At 59.2% G+C, this 11,386-nt stretch carries 20 protein-coding genes; 14 read left to right on the forward strand and 6 right to left on the reverse strand.

Annotated elements, in window-relative coordinates; all coding sequences use genetic code 11:
- Position 1: 1 nt before the first annotated feature.
- The 3 genes from NKH01_RS29900 (at position 2) to NKH01_RS29910 (ending at position 2,424) form a co-directional block, all read left to right on the forward strand.
- On the forward strand, positions 2-763 hold the full coding sequence (locus NKH01_RS29900) for a LamG-like jellyroll fold domain-containing protein (protein ID WP_353023844.1): 762 nt from the start codon (positions 2-4) through the stop codon (positions 761-763).
- 280 nt (positions 764-1,043) lie between these two features.
- Positions 1,044-1,724: a methyltransferase domain-containing protein gene (locus NKH01_RS29905; RefSeq protein WP_353023846.1), complete on the forward strand. Its 681-nt coding sequence runs from the start codon at positions 1,044-1,046 to the stop codon at positions 1,722-1,724.
- Between the two features lie 94 nt (positions 1,725-1,818).
- On the forward strand, positions 1,819-2,424 hold the full coding sequence (locus NKH01_RS29910) for an SGNH/GDSL hydrolase family protein (protein WP_353023848.1): 606 nt from the start codon (positions 1,819-1,821) through the stop codon (positions 2,422-2,424).
- 36 nt (positions 2,425-2,460) lie between these two features.
- Here the strand turns inward: NKH01_RS29910 and NKH01_RS29915 are convergent, their stop codons facing one another.
- Positions 2,461-2,691 carry a hypothetical protein gene (locus tag NKH01_RS29915; protein ID WP_353023850.1) on the reverse strand — a complete coding sequence of 77 codons (231 nt, stop codon included), beginning with the start codon at positions 2,689-2,691 and terminating at the stop codon, positions 2,461-2,463.
- Between the two features lie 32 nt (positions 2,692-2,723).
- Between NKH01_RS29915 and NKH01_RS29920 the strand changes: the two genes are divergently transcribed.
- The 8 genes from NKH01_RS29920 (at position 2,724) to NKH01_RS29955 (ending at position 7,548) form a co-directional block, all read left to right on the forward strand.
- Complete coding sequence (locus tag NKH01_RS29920) at positions 2,724-3,224, forward strand: TIGR02594 family protein (protein WP_353023852.1); 501 nt, start codon at positions 2,724-2,726, stop codon at positions 3,222-3,224.
- A 1-nt stretch (position 3,225) separates the two neighbouring features.
- On the forward strand, positions 3,226-3,549 hold the full coding sequence (locus tag NKH01_RS29925; protein ID WP_353023854.1) for a hypothetical protein: 324 nt from the start codon (positions 3,226-3,228) through the stop codon (positions 3,547-3,549).
- Positions 3,549-3,920: a hypothetical protein gene (locus NKH01_RS29930; protein ID WP_353023856.1), complete on the forward strand. Its 372-nt coding sequence runs from the start codon at positions 3,549-3,551 to the stop codon at positions 3,918-3,920. The genes NKH01_RS29925 and NKH01_RS29930 overlap by 1 nt, the downstream gene beginning before the upstream one ends.
- Positions 3,889-4,146 carry a hypothetical protein gene (locus NKH01_RS29935; protein WP_353023858.1) on the forward strand — a complete coding sequence of 86 codons (258 nt, stop codon included), beginning with the start codon at positions 3,889-3,891 and terminating at the stop codon, positions 4,144-4,146. Before NKH01_RS29930 ends, NKH01_RS29935 begins: the two co-directional genes overlap by 32 nt.
- Positions 4,147-4,155: 9 nt before the next feature.
- Positions 4,156-4,320 (forward strand): DUF3309 family protein, encoded by a 165-nt coding sequence (locus tag NKH01_RS29940; RefSeq protein ID WP_353023860.1) that lies wholly within the window; start codon positions 4,156-4,158, stop codon positions 4,318-4,320.
- Between the two features lie 24 nt (positions 4,321-4,344).
- Complete coding sequence (locus tag NKH01_RS29945; RefSeq protein ID WP_353023861.1) at positions 4,345-5,103, forward strand: hypothetical protein; 759 nt, start codon at positions 4,345-4,347, stop codon at positions 5,101-5,103.
- 50 nt (positions 5,104-5,153) lie between these two features.
- Positions 5,154-5,366, forward strand: coding sequence for a hypothetical protein (locus NKH01_RS29950; RefSeq protein WP_353023863.1), 213 nt, complete (start codon positions 5,154-5,156; stop codon positions 5,364-5,366).
- 1,336 nt (positions 5,367-6,702) lie between these two features.
- Complete coding sequence (locus NKH01_RS29955) at positions 6,703-7,548, forward strand: ATP-dependent DNA ligase (protein ID WP_353023865.1); 846 nt, start codon at positions 6,703-6,705, stop codon at positions 7,546-7,548.
- On the opposite strand, the gene NKH01_RS29960 is transcribed toward NKH01_RS29955, so the two are convergent.
- The gene (locus NKH01_RS29960) at positions 7,549-7,740 is read right to left on the reverse strand and encodes a hypothetical protein (protein WP_353023867.1); all 192 of its coding nucleotides are present in this window, start codon (positions 7,738-7,740) and stop codon (positions 7,549-7,551) included.
- A gap of 93 nt (positions 7,741-7,833) precedes the next feature.
- Here NKH01_RS29960 and NKH01_RS29965 point away from each other — a divergent pair, with 93 nt between their 5' ends.
- The gene (locus NKH01_RS29965) at positions 7,834-8,094 is read left to right on the forward strand and encodes a hypothetical protein (protein ID WP_353023869.1); all 261 of its coding nucleotides are present in this window, start codon (positions 7,834-7,836) and stop codon (positions 8,092-8,094) included.
- Positions 8,091-8,462: a hypothetical protein gene (locus NKH01_RS29970; protein WP_353023871.1), complete on the forward strand. Its 372-nt coding sequence runs from the start codon at positions 8,091-8,093 to the stop codon at positions 8,460-8,462. The genes NKH01_RS29965 and NKH01_RS29970 overlap by 4 nt, the downstream gene beginning before the upstream one ends.
- Here NKH01_RS29970 and NKH01_RS29975 read toward each other — a convergent pair whose 3' ends face one another.
- Together NKH01_RS29975 and NKH01_RS29980 are read right to left on the reverse strand one after the other, a co-directional pair.
- Positions 8,463-8,828, reverse strand: a complete 366-nt coding sequence (locus tag NKH01_RS29975) for a thermonuclease family protein (RefSeq protein WP_353023873.1) — start codon at positions 8,826-8,828, stop codon at positions 8,463-8,465.
- A 305-nt stretch (positions 8,829-9,133) separates the two neighbouring features.
- Complete coding sequence (locus tag NKH01_RS29980; protein ID WP_023717512.1) at positions 9,134-9,601, reverse strand: YidB family protein; 468 nt, start codon at positions 9,599-9,601, stop codon at positions 9,134-9,136.
- Positions 9,602-9,760: 159 nt separating this feature from the next.
- On the opposite strand from NKH01_RS29980, the gene NKH01_RS29985 reads away from it, so the two are divergent.
- The gene (locus tag NKH01_RS29985; RefSeq protein ID WP_023717513.1) at positions 9,761-10,018 is read left to right on the forward strand and encodes a GlsB/YeaQ/YmgE family stress response membrane protein; all 258 of its coding nucleotides are present in this window, start codon (positions 9,761-9,763) and stop codon (positions 10,016-10,018) included.
- A 45-nt stretch (positions 10,019-10,063) separates the two neighbouring features.
- Here the strand turns inward: NKH01_RS29985 and NKH01_RS29990 are convergent, their stop codons facing one another.
- Positions 10,064-10,759, reverse strand: a complete 696-nt coding sequence (locus NKH01_RS29990) for a peptidoglycan recognition protein family protein (protein WP_353023875.1) — start codon at positions 10,757-10,759, stop codon at positions 10,064-10,066.
- A 69-nt stretch (positions 10,760-10,828) separates the two neighbouring features.
- Positions 10,829-11,278: a GFA family protein gene (locus NKH01_RS29995; protein ID WP_353023877.1), complete on the reverse strand. Its 450-nt coding sequence runs from the start codon at positions 11,276-11,278 to the stop codon at positions 10,829-10,831.
- Between the last annotated feature and the right edge of the window lie 108 nt (positions 11,279-11,386).

Here is an 11,386-nt window from a genome sequence, read left to right on the forward strand (position 1 = left end):
AATGTTCATCGCAAAGCTTGGTGAAGCTATCAGCAATCCGGCGGGCGTGCCGCAGGCATTGGGCTTCATTCCGTCTATCATCGCAGACTCGCCAGCATCGCTCTATCTCGACTTCGCCGACCTCACACGCATGTGGAAGGAAAGCGCCGGGACAAATCTCGTCACGGCTTCTGGTGATCTAATCGGGAAGGCATCCAGTCCCTACGGAACAGGCTACGCTTTTCAGGGAACGGCTGGCCAGCTGGGCACTTACCAGTCTGCTGGCGGCGGGGTGTGGCGTGGAGACGGCAGCAATGATTGGCTGGACACCGCCAACTTCCTTTTCGCTGCATCGGGCGGCAACACCGCTGCAATGAAAATTACCCCGAACTCAGGATCGGCAGGTAGAACGTTTTTCGGGTTTAGCTCTTCAAATCGGTTCGCGCTTGGTCTTAATGCGAGCGGCTTCCTTCTGGCGTCCTACGGTACGGTGGCGACGGCTATTCTCGGTTCAGTCGACGTGCGGTCAACAACATTCATCGTCACCCTGACGCATGATGGCACCAACCTGTACCTTTACAGGGACAATGTTCTGGTCGGCTCAACGCCATTGTCCGGTGTTCACGCCACAACGTTCACACCTGCTATCGGTGCAGCGCGGCCCGGCACCGGGGGCGCTCCTACAGGTGGCTGGACTGGCTGTGATATTCGCAAGGTTATGCTGCTCTCAGGTCGCTATGTGACGGCCGCCGAAGTGGCGAATATCGTCGCGGCGTTTGGCTAGAGCGGGAGCAATATACCCGATGACATCCTCTTTGCGGCAGTTTCAGCCGTTGATCGCGGCGAAGGTAGCGAGGTCATCTCAGTCCGTCTCCGAAGCACGCTGTGCTGGCAAAAATCGGCAGTGACGTTCTTGAGCGTTCCGTCCCGTGGTGGACGAAAGCACCAGGGCGTTGCCGTCCCGCCCTGCAACTTGTAAAGCGAGACCTATTGTCGGTATCAACCCGATAAGCTCGGACAGAGTTGCCACGGAGGCGCCGTTGTTAGGACCAGTCAGGAATTTTTTGAAGAATTCATCTTTCGGCGACACCTTGGGGGCGGCCAGATGGGATATGATTCGTCTCAAGGCCCGAAGACAGACGCCAAAAATGTTAAAGCGATATGTATCGCAGAATGGCGCTCTGCCAACCAATCTTCATTTGGGATGTGGCACTCGTAAAGTTGATGGATGGCTTAACTGCGATATATCAGGCTCTGATATAAACATAGACCTTGCCTGCGGTGATCTGCCTTTCCCGAATTCAGTATTCGAGGCCGTGTGCTCTCAACACGTGATTGAGCATCTTCGGATCAGAACTGAGTTGGAGCCGCTTCTATTGGAGCTAAGCCGGTGCATTAAGCCCGGCGGTGAAATCTGGTTATCGTGTCCCGACATATACAAGGTGTGCAAGAACTATATGCATGACAAAGGGGCCTCCATGGTAAGCGATCGGTATGGTCGTTGGCCGAATAGTGAGGCGTTGGACTATCCCGATTCCATGGTCGTAAATTGGATATTTTTTCAGGATGGACAGCATAAAAATCTTCTCGATGCAGACTTGTTGTCATTTATTCTGATAAAAGCCGGATTTACAAATATTCGATTAACCTCTGAGAAAGAGTTTCTTGATCGTTTTCCTGCCTTTCCCAGCCGGAATGATGACTTCATCTCTCTGTACATGATGGCGGAAAAGGCAAGCGGCTGATTGCAAAGGGAAAGCTTGCTGCTTTGGGCAAGTGGGAGGCGGTTTGCGACCGTAAATTGTGAGATAACAATTCCCTCGGGCTTGGAGGAATACAATGAACAGTCGAGATATGGCGCGCGGTTTACTGCGTGTGATGCGAAAGGCGCAGCGTACCCGCACGCCTTTTAAAGTGACATGTCTTGGTGATAGCCTTACCTCGGGCTTGTATCCACACTTCCTCTCTTATCTCTTGCGTACAGAAGTAAATCGTCTCGGCTTTGGCGGGAAGACTTCGGAGTTTATTCTAGAGCGCTACTCCGAAATCCCTGCAGAAGGCGGCATATTGATAGCTTGGGCAGGAAACAATAATTTCGATGACCCTGAAAAAGTCGAGGCGGACGTGGATGCTATTGCGTCACTCCATGGCGACTCCGCAAAACTTCTCGTCATTGGCCTGGTCAACGGCGACTATCCGGGGCGCCGCTTCGGCGAAGCCGGATATCAAAAGATTGTGGACTATAATGCACGGCAGGTCGGCAGGTTCGATGACCACTTTCTGGATATCCGAGCAGCATTGATTGCGCGCGTTGGTGGTCACAATCCACACGACGTTCTGCCGAAGAGCATCCGTAAAGACAAGATACATTTTAACTACAGGGGTAACTGGCTGGTGGCGAGGATCGTATACTCTCGACTAAGGCTTTTAGGGCTAGCAACCTGATCGGAAGAAAATTACTGCGGGAACGGCAAGGAACATTTAGCGGCTGTTTCGTTTGTTCGACCACCAAGTCAGATAGACAGCGCCAATCTTCATGACCGGCACACGCCGGTCTCGTTCGCGGTCTCGTAGTTCGCGATACGTCTTCACCTTCAGCATGCCGCCAGGCAGCCTGATCCGTAACGCCATTTGATCGTCCGCCAGATTGTGCAGCGCAATAATAGGCGCTTGCCCGGTCGGCGAGTCAATTCGAACAACCCCGCCTTTCATTCAACTGCCCGTGAGGGCGGAAAGGAACTGCCATGCCTGATCCTGCATGGATTGCGACTGCCAAGAAGTACCTCGGGCAGCGGGAGGTTCACGGCCCGCAGCACAACCCGCACGTACTCCAGTGGTGGAAAAACATGGGAACTCCGTTCAAGGACGATGAAACGCCGTGGTGCGGGGCCTTCGTGGGCGGCGTCCTCGTCGAGACCGGCATCAAGCCAGTTGCTGGCGGTGCCAGCGCCCAGGCCTGGCTGAAGTTACCTGTGAAGCTCGACAAGCCGGCGGTCGGCGCCGTCGTCATCTTCTGGCGCAATTCTCCGAACAGCGGCCTCGGCCATGTCGGCTTCGTCGTCGGCAAGGATCAGTCCGGCCATATCATGGTGCTGGGCGGCAACCAGGGCGACATGGTTTCGATCAAGCCATTCTCGACGGATCGGGTGAAAGGCTATCGTTGGCCTGGCGTTTATCCCTATGCGGATCGCTTCAATCTGCCTGTCATCAGCAGCGATGGCCACGTCTCCACGAACGAGGCCTAGCATGGCCGCAGCGCCGGGAGAACCGTCGTGGAAATGGCGGCGGATCATCATCTACGCCGTGTTGGCGTGGGCCTGCTATCAGCTTTTCATTCTGGTCGATGCGCAGGATACGCGCTTGAACGAGACGATCGCCTGGGGCTGGCAATTGGTCGTGATGGTGCTGGTCACCGGCTATACCGGCTTTGCCACCGCGCAGGACATTGCCGCGATCTGGACCACACGAACAGCCCGTCCTTACTCCGATCCGCCGCAAGAGCCGACGCCACCGCCGCCAGCTGATCAAACCATCGTCGTGGTGCCGCAGAAGCCCTCAGGAGGCGAATAATGGCTGCCATCCTCTACATGCTGCTTGGCGGCGTCGGCGGGGCCTTGCGGCTCGCCGCGGGCGCTGCCGCCGGCATCGCGCTGGCCTACATGACAATCGTTCCCCTGGAGCGCGCCGACGCCCGGAAAGGCTATGTCCAGGAGGACCGTGCCATTGCCGCCGAAGCCAGGCTCGCCGAGGTGCAGCGGCAGGTCCATGCCGGCGAGATCGTGATCGCCTCCTATCAGGAAATCCTCAAGAACGCCCGCGCAAAGGATGCCGCCGATGACGCTCAACTCGCCAAGGACCGCAAGGATTTCGAGGCCAAGCTTGCCGCCGCTGGCCGTAGCTGCGGGATTGATGCTGACGATCTTGACTGGCTGCAGCACTGACGCGGCGCTGAAGGCAGCGGCTGCCGACAAGGGCGTCGCCAAGGCCCGCGTGACCCTGCCGCCGCTGCCCGACGACTGCCGGGCGCTGGAGCCGCACGCGGCGGTTAATGTCGGCGACGAGGTCCGCTCCGTTCTGAAAGCCGAACGTCGGCAGCTCGACAAGGCAAATGCCAGGGTAGGGCGGTGCGCTACCCATTATGACGCCACCGCGAAAGCCCTCAAATAGGAGATCACCATGTCCCTAGGAACCATCCTCGTCATCATTCTGATCATCGTGCTTTTGGGCGGTTTTCGCGACTTCGGGTCGGGACCGTTTTATGGCGGCGGACCGTATCTCGGCGGAACGCTCGGGATCGTCGTGCTGGTCCTGCTCATCTTGATTCTCATCGGTCGGATCTAACGCGGCAATAGGCGGGCAACGTGAATGACGGTGAATGACATGCCTGACAACGGCGAACCCCGACACTATCAGGACCCGGTAACCGCCCAGCTCGGCGAGCGCGTCACCAATATGGGGCGCCGGATCAATGACGTCGAAGTTGAAATGCGGGCTGGTTTTAGCCAGCTCGGCAGCAACCTTGCCGCATCGACAAATGAGACCCGCCAAGCGATCGGTGCGCTGTCCACAACCTTAGCCGAGCGCAATCGACCCCAATACCAGGCGCTCGGGTTTGGGCTCAGCGTTATTCTCGCGGTCGGGGCGTTGGCCTATTGGCCGATGCGCGAATCCACAAATGACCTGAAGGCGAGAACCACCGAAATCGTCCAATCGATCCAAATGCTCTCTACCGAAACAAACAAGAGCATCCAAGCGCTTGCAGCCACCACCGTCTCTAGGCAGGAAATGGATTGGCGCTCTGCCCGCGGCACCGAAGACCGGCAGAGAACTGATGCTAGCGTCGCCAACCTTCGCGAGGCGATGGTTTACCGCAACGAATGGATGGAACGGAACCTCAGTCGCGACCACGACATAGAGAACATCCGCGCTGACGCGGTGCGCGATGTGGCCAATCTGCAGCGCCAGCTCGACCAGCAGCGGGCGGATTTCCAGGTGTTCTCCAATTCGATGGGCAACGGCCGGGACTTCATCACAGACCTGAAGGCAGAACAGAGCCGATTGCGCGATCAGATTGCGGCCCTCACTGCCAAGGTCGCCGCAGAAGCGGCCGTCGCACCGCGTTGACTTCCGCGCCCGGCGGTTCCGGGCAAATGCCAGAAGGGAAATCCCCGTACATGACCACCACAATCAAGGTGAACACCAACGGCAATTACGTCTCGACCATCAAGATCAACGGGGTCGAGGCGGGCACTGTCGGCCCCGGCTCGATGGTCGAGAAGTCTTTCGGTCTTCCACACAACAACGGCGGCCCCTCGGTGTTCGAAGTGTTCGAGCGCCAAGCCACGCCCGAGGAGATCGAGGCGGCAAAGGCCGCCGCGCCCATCTGATCATTTTCCCGACGCCGTCAATATGATCGCCCGCCGTGCCGAAAGGTGCGGCGGGCTTTTTGCGTTTGGATTGACTCTCGCGCCGGATCGTGAACGCAATGAGAACATCAAGGAGGGTATCTCATTGCCCGATTCAGCGCCGCGTCCCGCCGCTGATCGACATCGTCCTTGGCTTTGGAGTTCATCATGGGGGGCATCCGTTATCCACCTATAGGCAAGTGCATTTACTGCGGAAGCACGCAGCCGCCGCTGACGCGCGAGCATGTGATTCCACGTGGACTAGGCGGCGACAAGTCTCTGACTGGCGAGAGCGAAGCCATGGTCCTTCAGAAGGCAAGCTGCGAGCCATGCCGCAAGATTACAGCACGCGTCGAGGAGGAGTGTCTGCTCGGAATGTTTGGAGCGACCAGAGCTCATCTCGGAATGACCCGCAAAGATCGCAGGAAGGATACTCACCCCGGCCTTTACCTCCCGCTTAGAAAGGAGGACGGACCACTCCGTCGTGAAGTGAAACTGAATCAGGCGACCTCCGAATTCCTTATCGCAGAGTTCGGACCCGCTGAACCCCTACTAGGGGGAAAGGACTTCACGTACCCATCGCCCATCAGCTTTCGATCTGCGCCGACGGACTCGACGGGTGAACCTCCCGCGCTGGTGGCGTTAAGCTACAACATAAACTGGCTCACATTCGCGCGAATGCTAGCTAAAATCGCCCATGGTGCGGCAGTTTCCGCGCTCGGGATTGACGGTTTCAAACCGCTAGTTACCGACCTAATTCGAGGCAAAACTGATGCTTGGCAGAAATGTGTTGGGGGCTATGGCCCGCAGCAACCCTCGCCTGGGCCAGGCTTGCATTCAATGAAGGTGTTTCGCCACGATCAGTATTGGCTTGTGAACATTAGACTGTTCGCAATGTTTGGTGCCCCTACGAACTATGTGATCGTGGGTGAGGCGAACTCCGGATAGCGGTGCCTGCCACTCAGCGTCTCGTCTGGCGTCAGTGGCGCGCTGAAGGGCTTCAGGCCCGGTCGGACGCCCTCCTTCAACTAACCATTGGAACAACCGGGCTGTCCCGACGGTTTGATGCACGCAGCAAATCGCTCCTCATACGAGTTTTGCTGCCAGATCGGGTGGCACCGATCGGCCCGCGCTCTTCTCCCGGAAGGGCGCGGGCTTCTTTGTTTGTGGGGGCTACAGAATACGCATGACATCGGCAAGCCCCGGCGGCGCGCTGCGGAATCACGTTCCGTTCACTCTGGCTAATATAAGCTTTGTACCTAGTATTGACTGGGTGCGTAAAATTGTAAGTACCGGTCGCCTCGAGTTCATTCCGCCGATGGAACCCAAGCTGGTCGCCAAGCCGCCCGAGGGTGAGCACTGGATGCATGAGATCAAGCTCGACGGCTACCGCGCTCAGGTCGTCATCAACAGCCCCGAGGATATCCGCGTCTTCACCAAGTCCGGCGCAGATTGGACGAGCAAGTTCACCGGCATCGTCGAAGCGGCGCGTGAGCTCGACGTCGAGAACGCCATCTTCGAGGGTGAGGCGGTGGTTACCAACAAGGCCGGGCTGCCCGACTTCGATGCGCTGCAGAAGGCTGTTCACAGCGATCCCTACGCCATGATCCTCGGCGCCTTCGACATCATGCATCTCGACGGCCACGACCTGCGCGATATCGGCTGCAAAGCGCGCCGGGAGATCCTCTTCGGCATCATCAAGCCGAACAGCAGGATCCAGTTCAGCGAGGCCATCCCTGGCGACCCGAAGGCGATTTTCTATCTCGCCGACCAGGCGGGGCTCGAGGGGATCGTGTCGAAGCGCGCCGACAGCCCGTACCGAAGCGGCCCGACGACGAATTGGCTGAAGACGAAGAGCTTCACAGTCCAGGAATACGAACTGATGGGCGTCGAGCGCGAGCCGGGCAAGGCGGCATTCGCCTTGCTGGCGCAGCCCGGTACCGGAAAATATGTCGGTTCGGCCTTCATCAGCTTGGGGCGCGACATGAAGGAACGACTGTGGAAGCGGGTCAAGGACCATGCTGGCCCACCTCCGGAAGGCGTCAAGAAGCGACCGGCAACTCAGTGGGTTGGACCAGGCGTGAAGCTGCGGATCAAGCACCTTCGTGGCGAGCACAAATATATACGCCACGCTTCGCTGCTGGGTTTCGATGACGAGGGATAGCTACCGGGTCAGCCGCTCGACCGTCTCGATGATCGCCTTTGCCAGCGCCTCGCCCTCGTGCACCGGCAGCGGTCCATAGAGCACGTTGACCGCCTCCTCGCTCGGCAAAACGCCGGCCGGGCAGGTTAGCTCGATCGCCAAGCGAACGAGCTGCAGGCCTGTTCTTTCGCCATAAATGTAGTTCTCGTCCATCGTCAGGATACTGGCGCGCGCCCGACGGTCGTCAAGACGGCTTGACCGGTAGCAGGAATTTGTTCTTATTCCGTTCTCATGGAAATCGAGACGTTGGGTGATGCCTGGAACCACGGCGTGAGGCTGACCGCGCGCTGCGTTTGGGGCAATCGCGAGGGGCTGAAGACCGTCCGCGAGTGCGGCAACCGCTACGAGCTGGACGTCTATACGATGCTGTGGACGCGCGGCCGCGACTTCCCGCTGGCCATGCTGTCCGGCCGGCTGCGCTGCCCGAAATGCGGCTCGCGCCGCGTCGCCGTCGGCATCACCATGCCGAGCAACGCCGGCACGGCCGCAGCGAGGATGGCGCGGTGACTGACCGGCTGAAGGTGCGCCTGGCCTACCAGCGCGGCTTCCAGGTCGTCGACGGCAGCACGGTGCTGCAGACCTTCAAGGCGCGCGACGACGCCTTCAAATTCGTGCATGGGCAAGGTGCCCGCGTCTGGCTTGACTGGTCACGGACGGTGATCGGTGGCCGCACGCCGCCTTTCGACTTCACTGCGATGTTTCAGCAGGATGCGGTCGGGCGAATATTCAAGACGGTGCAGGGCCCTGGCGCCGGCACCTGGTTCTGGACGTGCTTTGAAGGCGGGGCGAGGGGAACAGTCGGGGACAAGGACGAAGCGGTCGCCGGCGTCGAGCGCGCCTACACGCGCTATATCGTCAAGGCGGATTGGCGCTAGCTAATCGCACCAGGGGCGGCGCTTGCCGGTCCACGGCCGCGCGAGGCCTTCACCGATCAGGATGGCGCCGACATCCTGCCCGTCGACGTCGATCGTCGCCAGCGTGCGGCCATAGCGATCCTTCAATCTGCCGCTTTTTGGATCGCCCGGATGCACGGTCACCGGGCCGCTCGCCAGCAGCTCGACCAGCCGGCGCTTGGCAACCAAGCCGAGCCGCAACTCGGCGTCGCAGTGATAGTCATGGATCTCCGGCGCGTCGATATTGGCGACGCGGATGTGCGTTCCGTCGAGCACGATCGTGTCGCCATCCAGCACGACAGGCCATCCGGTGAGAAGTGCGGCGGCAAGGATCAGGAGTTGTGACATGGCGGCCGACCTTATGCCGCAACTTGACACGGCACGCGAGGTGTCGTGACACGGCGCATTGATTTCATTGTATTTCTAGGAGCCTTCCAAGCTGAATATGCGGGTTCGATTCCCGCTACCCGCTCCAGATTTCCCGCAGCCGCGGCGTCCCTCGCGCACGATCCCGAAGCAGGCACTGCCAAGTGAAGCGCTTTGCCGATAATTCAAAGTGTTGGTTGCGCGTCCAGACGGACGCGCAACGACCTTAATCCGTTGTTTTATGCATGTCGTTGTACCAAACCGCAGGCGGTGTTGGGCGACATGCCTTAACTCGCGAATTTGCTGAATATGGACGCGAGCTGGTTCTGCTGCGGCACTTGCCCGTTCGGCGTCAGCTGGTCGACAAGCCCTGGCAAGGCTGCGGACAGTTGCTTGAGCAGGTCCTGCTGGTTCAGCCCCGTCCTTTGCGCGATCTCCTGAATGATTTGTGGCCCGAGAGCGCTGCCCAGATCGCTGGGGTTGATCGGCTGGTTCTGACCGGTACCGACCCACGAATTGGCGACGTTGCCGTGGCCGGCGTCCTTCAGTTTGTCGAGCAGGCCGCCCAGACCGCCGAGCAGGCCGCCATCGGCGGATGCTGTTGTATCAGGCGGGACGGGGGCAGGGCTTTGCGTTGCCTCCGGCTGGGCGGAACTTCCACCGCTCAGCATTTTTCCCACCAAAAGTGCGCCGAGCGCGATCATCAGCGGCTTGGCGACGTTGCCGCCGGGAACGGCATTGTCAAACAGTCCCATTGTGGATCTCCATGTCAAATTGCCCGTCCGTCTCCGACAATGACGCATCCATGGCGAATTTCAAGCCGGTTTGAGCTTTCCGTAATCATGATTTTCAAGTTGGCTTGAGCTTTGCTTAATAATGTGGAAGTAATCGAGCGCGGGGAACGGAGAGGAAAAATGTCAATATTAAGCTGGATTATTCTCGGCGTCATCGCCGGCTTCATAGGCAGCAAGATCGTCAATAAAAGCGGGCAAGGCCTTGTGCTCGACATCGTGCTCGGGATTGTCGGGGCCATCGTCGGAGGGCTCATCTTCAGCGCGTTTGGCGCGTCGGGCGTTACCGGGCTCAACATCTATAGCCTGATCGTAGCCGTGGTCGGTGCCGTGGTTGTCCTCTGGGCCTATCATCAGTTCAGCGGCAAGAGGGCTCTATAGAAGCCGTCCGGCAGTTGCGTCGGCATTCGGGTGAATGCCGACCGCCTATCTGATCCTTCTGAGGATTTCGCGGATCAGCGTGTTGAGGCCGGCTTCCAGCCCTCTCACCATGATCGGCCATAGTTCCTCCAGCAATCGCTGCCATACGGCATCCCGCCCAATCCTCACCGGCAGATTTGGCATCGAGCTCATTGCCGCCGTCACGTCGCGGCGCAGCCGCTCGCCGCAGCCGCTTGCGCCGCTGATCGTCGGATCGAAAGGCAGCCGGGTGAAATCCCATTTTCCGCGTTGCTCGATGCCGAGATTGCTTTCGACCTCGGCGTGCGAGAGCACCGTTTTGGGCGTGACCTTGATGCGGTAATATTTGCAGAGTTCGGCGACAACCGCGGTCATCGCGTCCCACTGCGCCCTGGTCATCGGATAGCGGCCGGCATCGAACGGCCTTTCCTCCGCCCCGGCCATGCAACAGAGCGAAACCCCGATCGAGCCGCCGTTGCAGTTGAGCGTGTGCGCGGCATATCCCGGTTTTACCCGGCCGGAATTGAGCGCGATCGAAGGCCGGCCCCTGACCAGACGGCCATTCCCCTCGACCAGTATGTGATATGCATCCTTGTCGGTATCGCCGGCCGAATGCGAGCCCGCCGTCCAATGGCAAATGACGCGCCTCATCGCAACATTGGGCAACCACTCGGGCGGTAATGCCACAGAAATCCCCGCGACATAGGTTCGGTGACGGAGCACAGTATAGTTTCCTTGGCGACGGACGCGAAAACGAAACGATAATTTGGTTGAGCGTTTTCTAACGGTCAGCTATTCGTCGGCATCTCCAGCGACCACGTGTTCTTCATATTGCGGCAGGTCGTCGGTGATCGTGAACCACTTCGCCTTGGAGCCGACAAAGATGTGCTGCGTCGGGCGGATGGTCGGCTCGTCGACCAGGGTTCCCATGGCAACATGCACGAAGGCGCCGTCGCGGACCACCGAATAGAGCAACGAGCCGCAAGTCTTGCAGTGCGCGTTATGGCCGGTTTCGTCGCCGAAGATCATGAGATTGTCCTCGCCCCTGGTCAGGCTCAGCCTGTCGCGTTCGATGCCGGCGAATGGCTTGAACGCCGAACCGGTGGTGCGCCGGCAGTTCGAGCAGTGGCAGTTCGCGGCATAGATGAACGCGTCCGCCACCGCATACTGAACGGCGCCGCACAGGCACTTTCCGGTGAGCGTGCGGTTGCTTGCATGCTGGTTGCTTTCCGGGCTTGCCATGCGCTTCTCCACTTCCGCTCTAGGTGTGAGCTTTCAGAGGGTTGTCCATTCGGACCGCACCGAGGAGACTGGAGTTACCAAGCTTCAGCATCCATCGGAGGGTCCGAA

Origin of the sequence: Mesorhizobium sp. M1403, from assembly GCF_040317695.1 — a bacterium.
GTDB lineage: Bacteria > Pseudomonadota > Alphaproteobacteria > Rhizobiales > Rhizobiaceae > Mesorhizobium.

Excerpts from the sequence above, each read along its gene's own strand:
- NKH01_RS29900 (WP_353023844.1), top strand. The coding sequence starts at position 2 with ATGTTCATCGCAAAGCTTGGTGAAGCTATCAGCAATCCGGCGGGCGTG.
- NKH01_RS29910 (WP_353023848.1), top strand. The coding sequence starts at position 1,819 with ATGAACAGTCGAGATATGGCGCGCGGTTTACTGCGTGTGATGCGAAAG.
- NKH01_RS29915 (WP_353023850.1), bottom strand. The coding sequence starts at position 2,691 with ATGAAAGGCGGGGTTGTTCGAATTGACTCGCCGACCGGGCAAGCGCCT.
- NKH01_RS29920 (WP_353023852.1), top strand. The coding sequence starts at position 2,724 with ATGCCTGATCCTGCATGGATTGCGACTGCCAAGAAGTACCTCGGGCAG.
- NKH01_RS29925 (WP_353023854.1), top strand. The coding sequence starts at position 3,226 with ATGGCCGCAGCGCCGGGAGAACCGTCGTGGAAATGGCGGCGGATCATC.
- NKH01_RS29930 (WP_353023856.1), top strand. The coding sequence starts at position 3,549 with ATGGCTGCCATCCTCTACATGCTGCTTGGCGGCGTCGGCGGGGCCTTG.
- NKH01_RS29935 (WP_353023858.1), top strand. The coding sequence starts at position 3,889 with ATGCTGACGATCTTGACTGGCTGCAGCACTGACGCGGCGCTGAAGGCA.
- NKH01_RS29940 (WP_353023860.1), top strand. The coding sequence starts at position 4,156 with ATGTCCCTAGGAACCATCCTCGTCATCATTCTGATCATCGTGCTTTTG.
- NKH01_RS29945 (WP_353023861.1), top strand. The coding sequence starts at position 4,345 with ATGACGGTGAATGACATGCCTGACAACGGCGAACCCCGACACTATCAG.
- NKH01_RS29950 (WP_353023863.1), top strand. The coding sequence starts at position 5,154 with ATGACCACCACAATCAAGGTGAACACCAACGGCAATTACGTCTCGACC.
- NKH01_RS29955 (WP_353023865.1), top strand. The coding sequence starts at position 6,703 with ATGGAACCCAAGCTGGTCGCCAAGCCGCCCGAGGGTGAGCACTGGATG.
- NKH01_RS29960 (WP_353023867.1), bottom strand. The coding sequence starts at position 7,740 with ATGGACGAGAACTACATTTATGGCGAAAGAACAGGCCTGCAGCTCGTT.
- NKH01_RS29975 (WP_353023873.1), bottom strand. The coding sequence starts at position 8,828 with ATGTCACAACTCCTGATCCTTGCCGCCGCACTTCTCACCGGATGGCCT.
- NKH01_RS29980 (WP_023717512.1), bottom strand. The coding sequence starts at position 9,601 with ATGGGACTGTTTGACAATGCCGTTCCCGGCGGCAACGTCGCCAAGCCG.
- NKH01_RS29985 (WP_023717513.1), top strand. The coding sequence starts at position 9,761 with ATGTCAATATTAAGCTGGATTATTCTCGGCGTCATCGCCGGCTTCATA.
- NKH01_RS29995 (WP_353023877.1), bottom strand. The coding sequence starts at position 11,278 with ATGGCAAGCCCGGAAAGCAACCAGCATGCAAGCAACCGCACGCTCACC.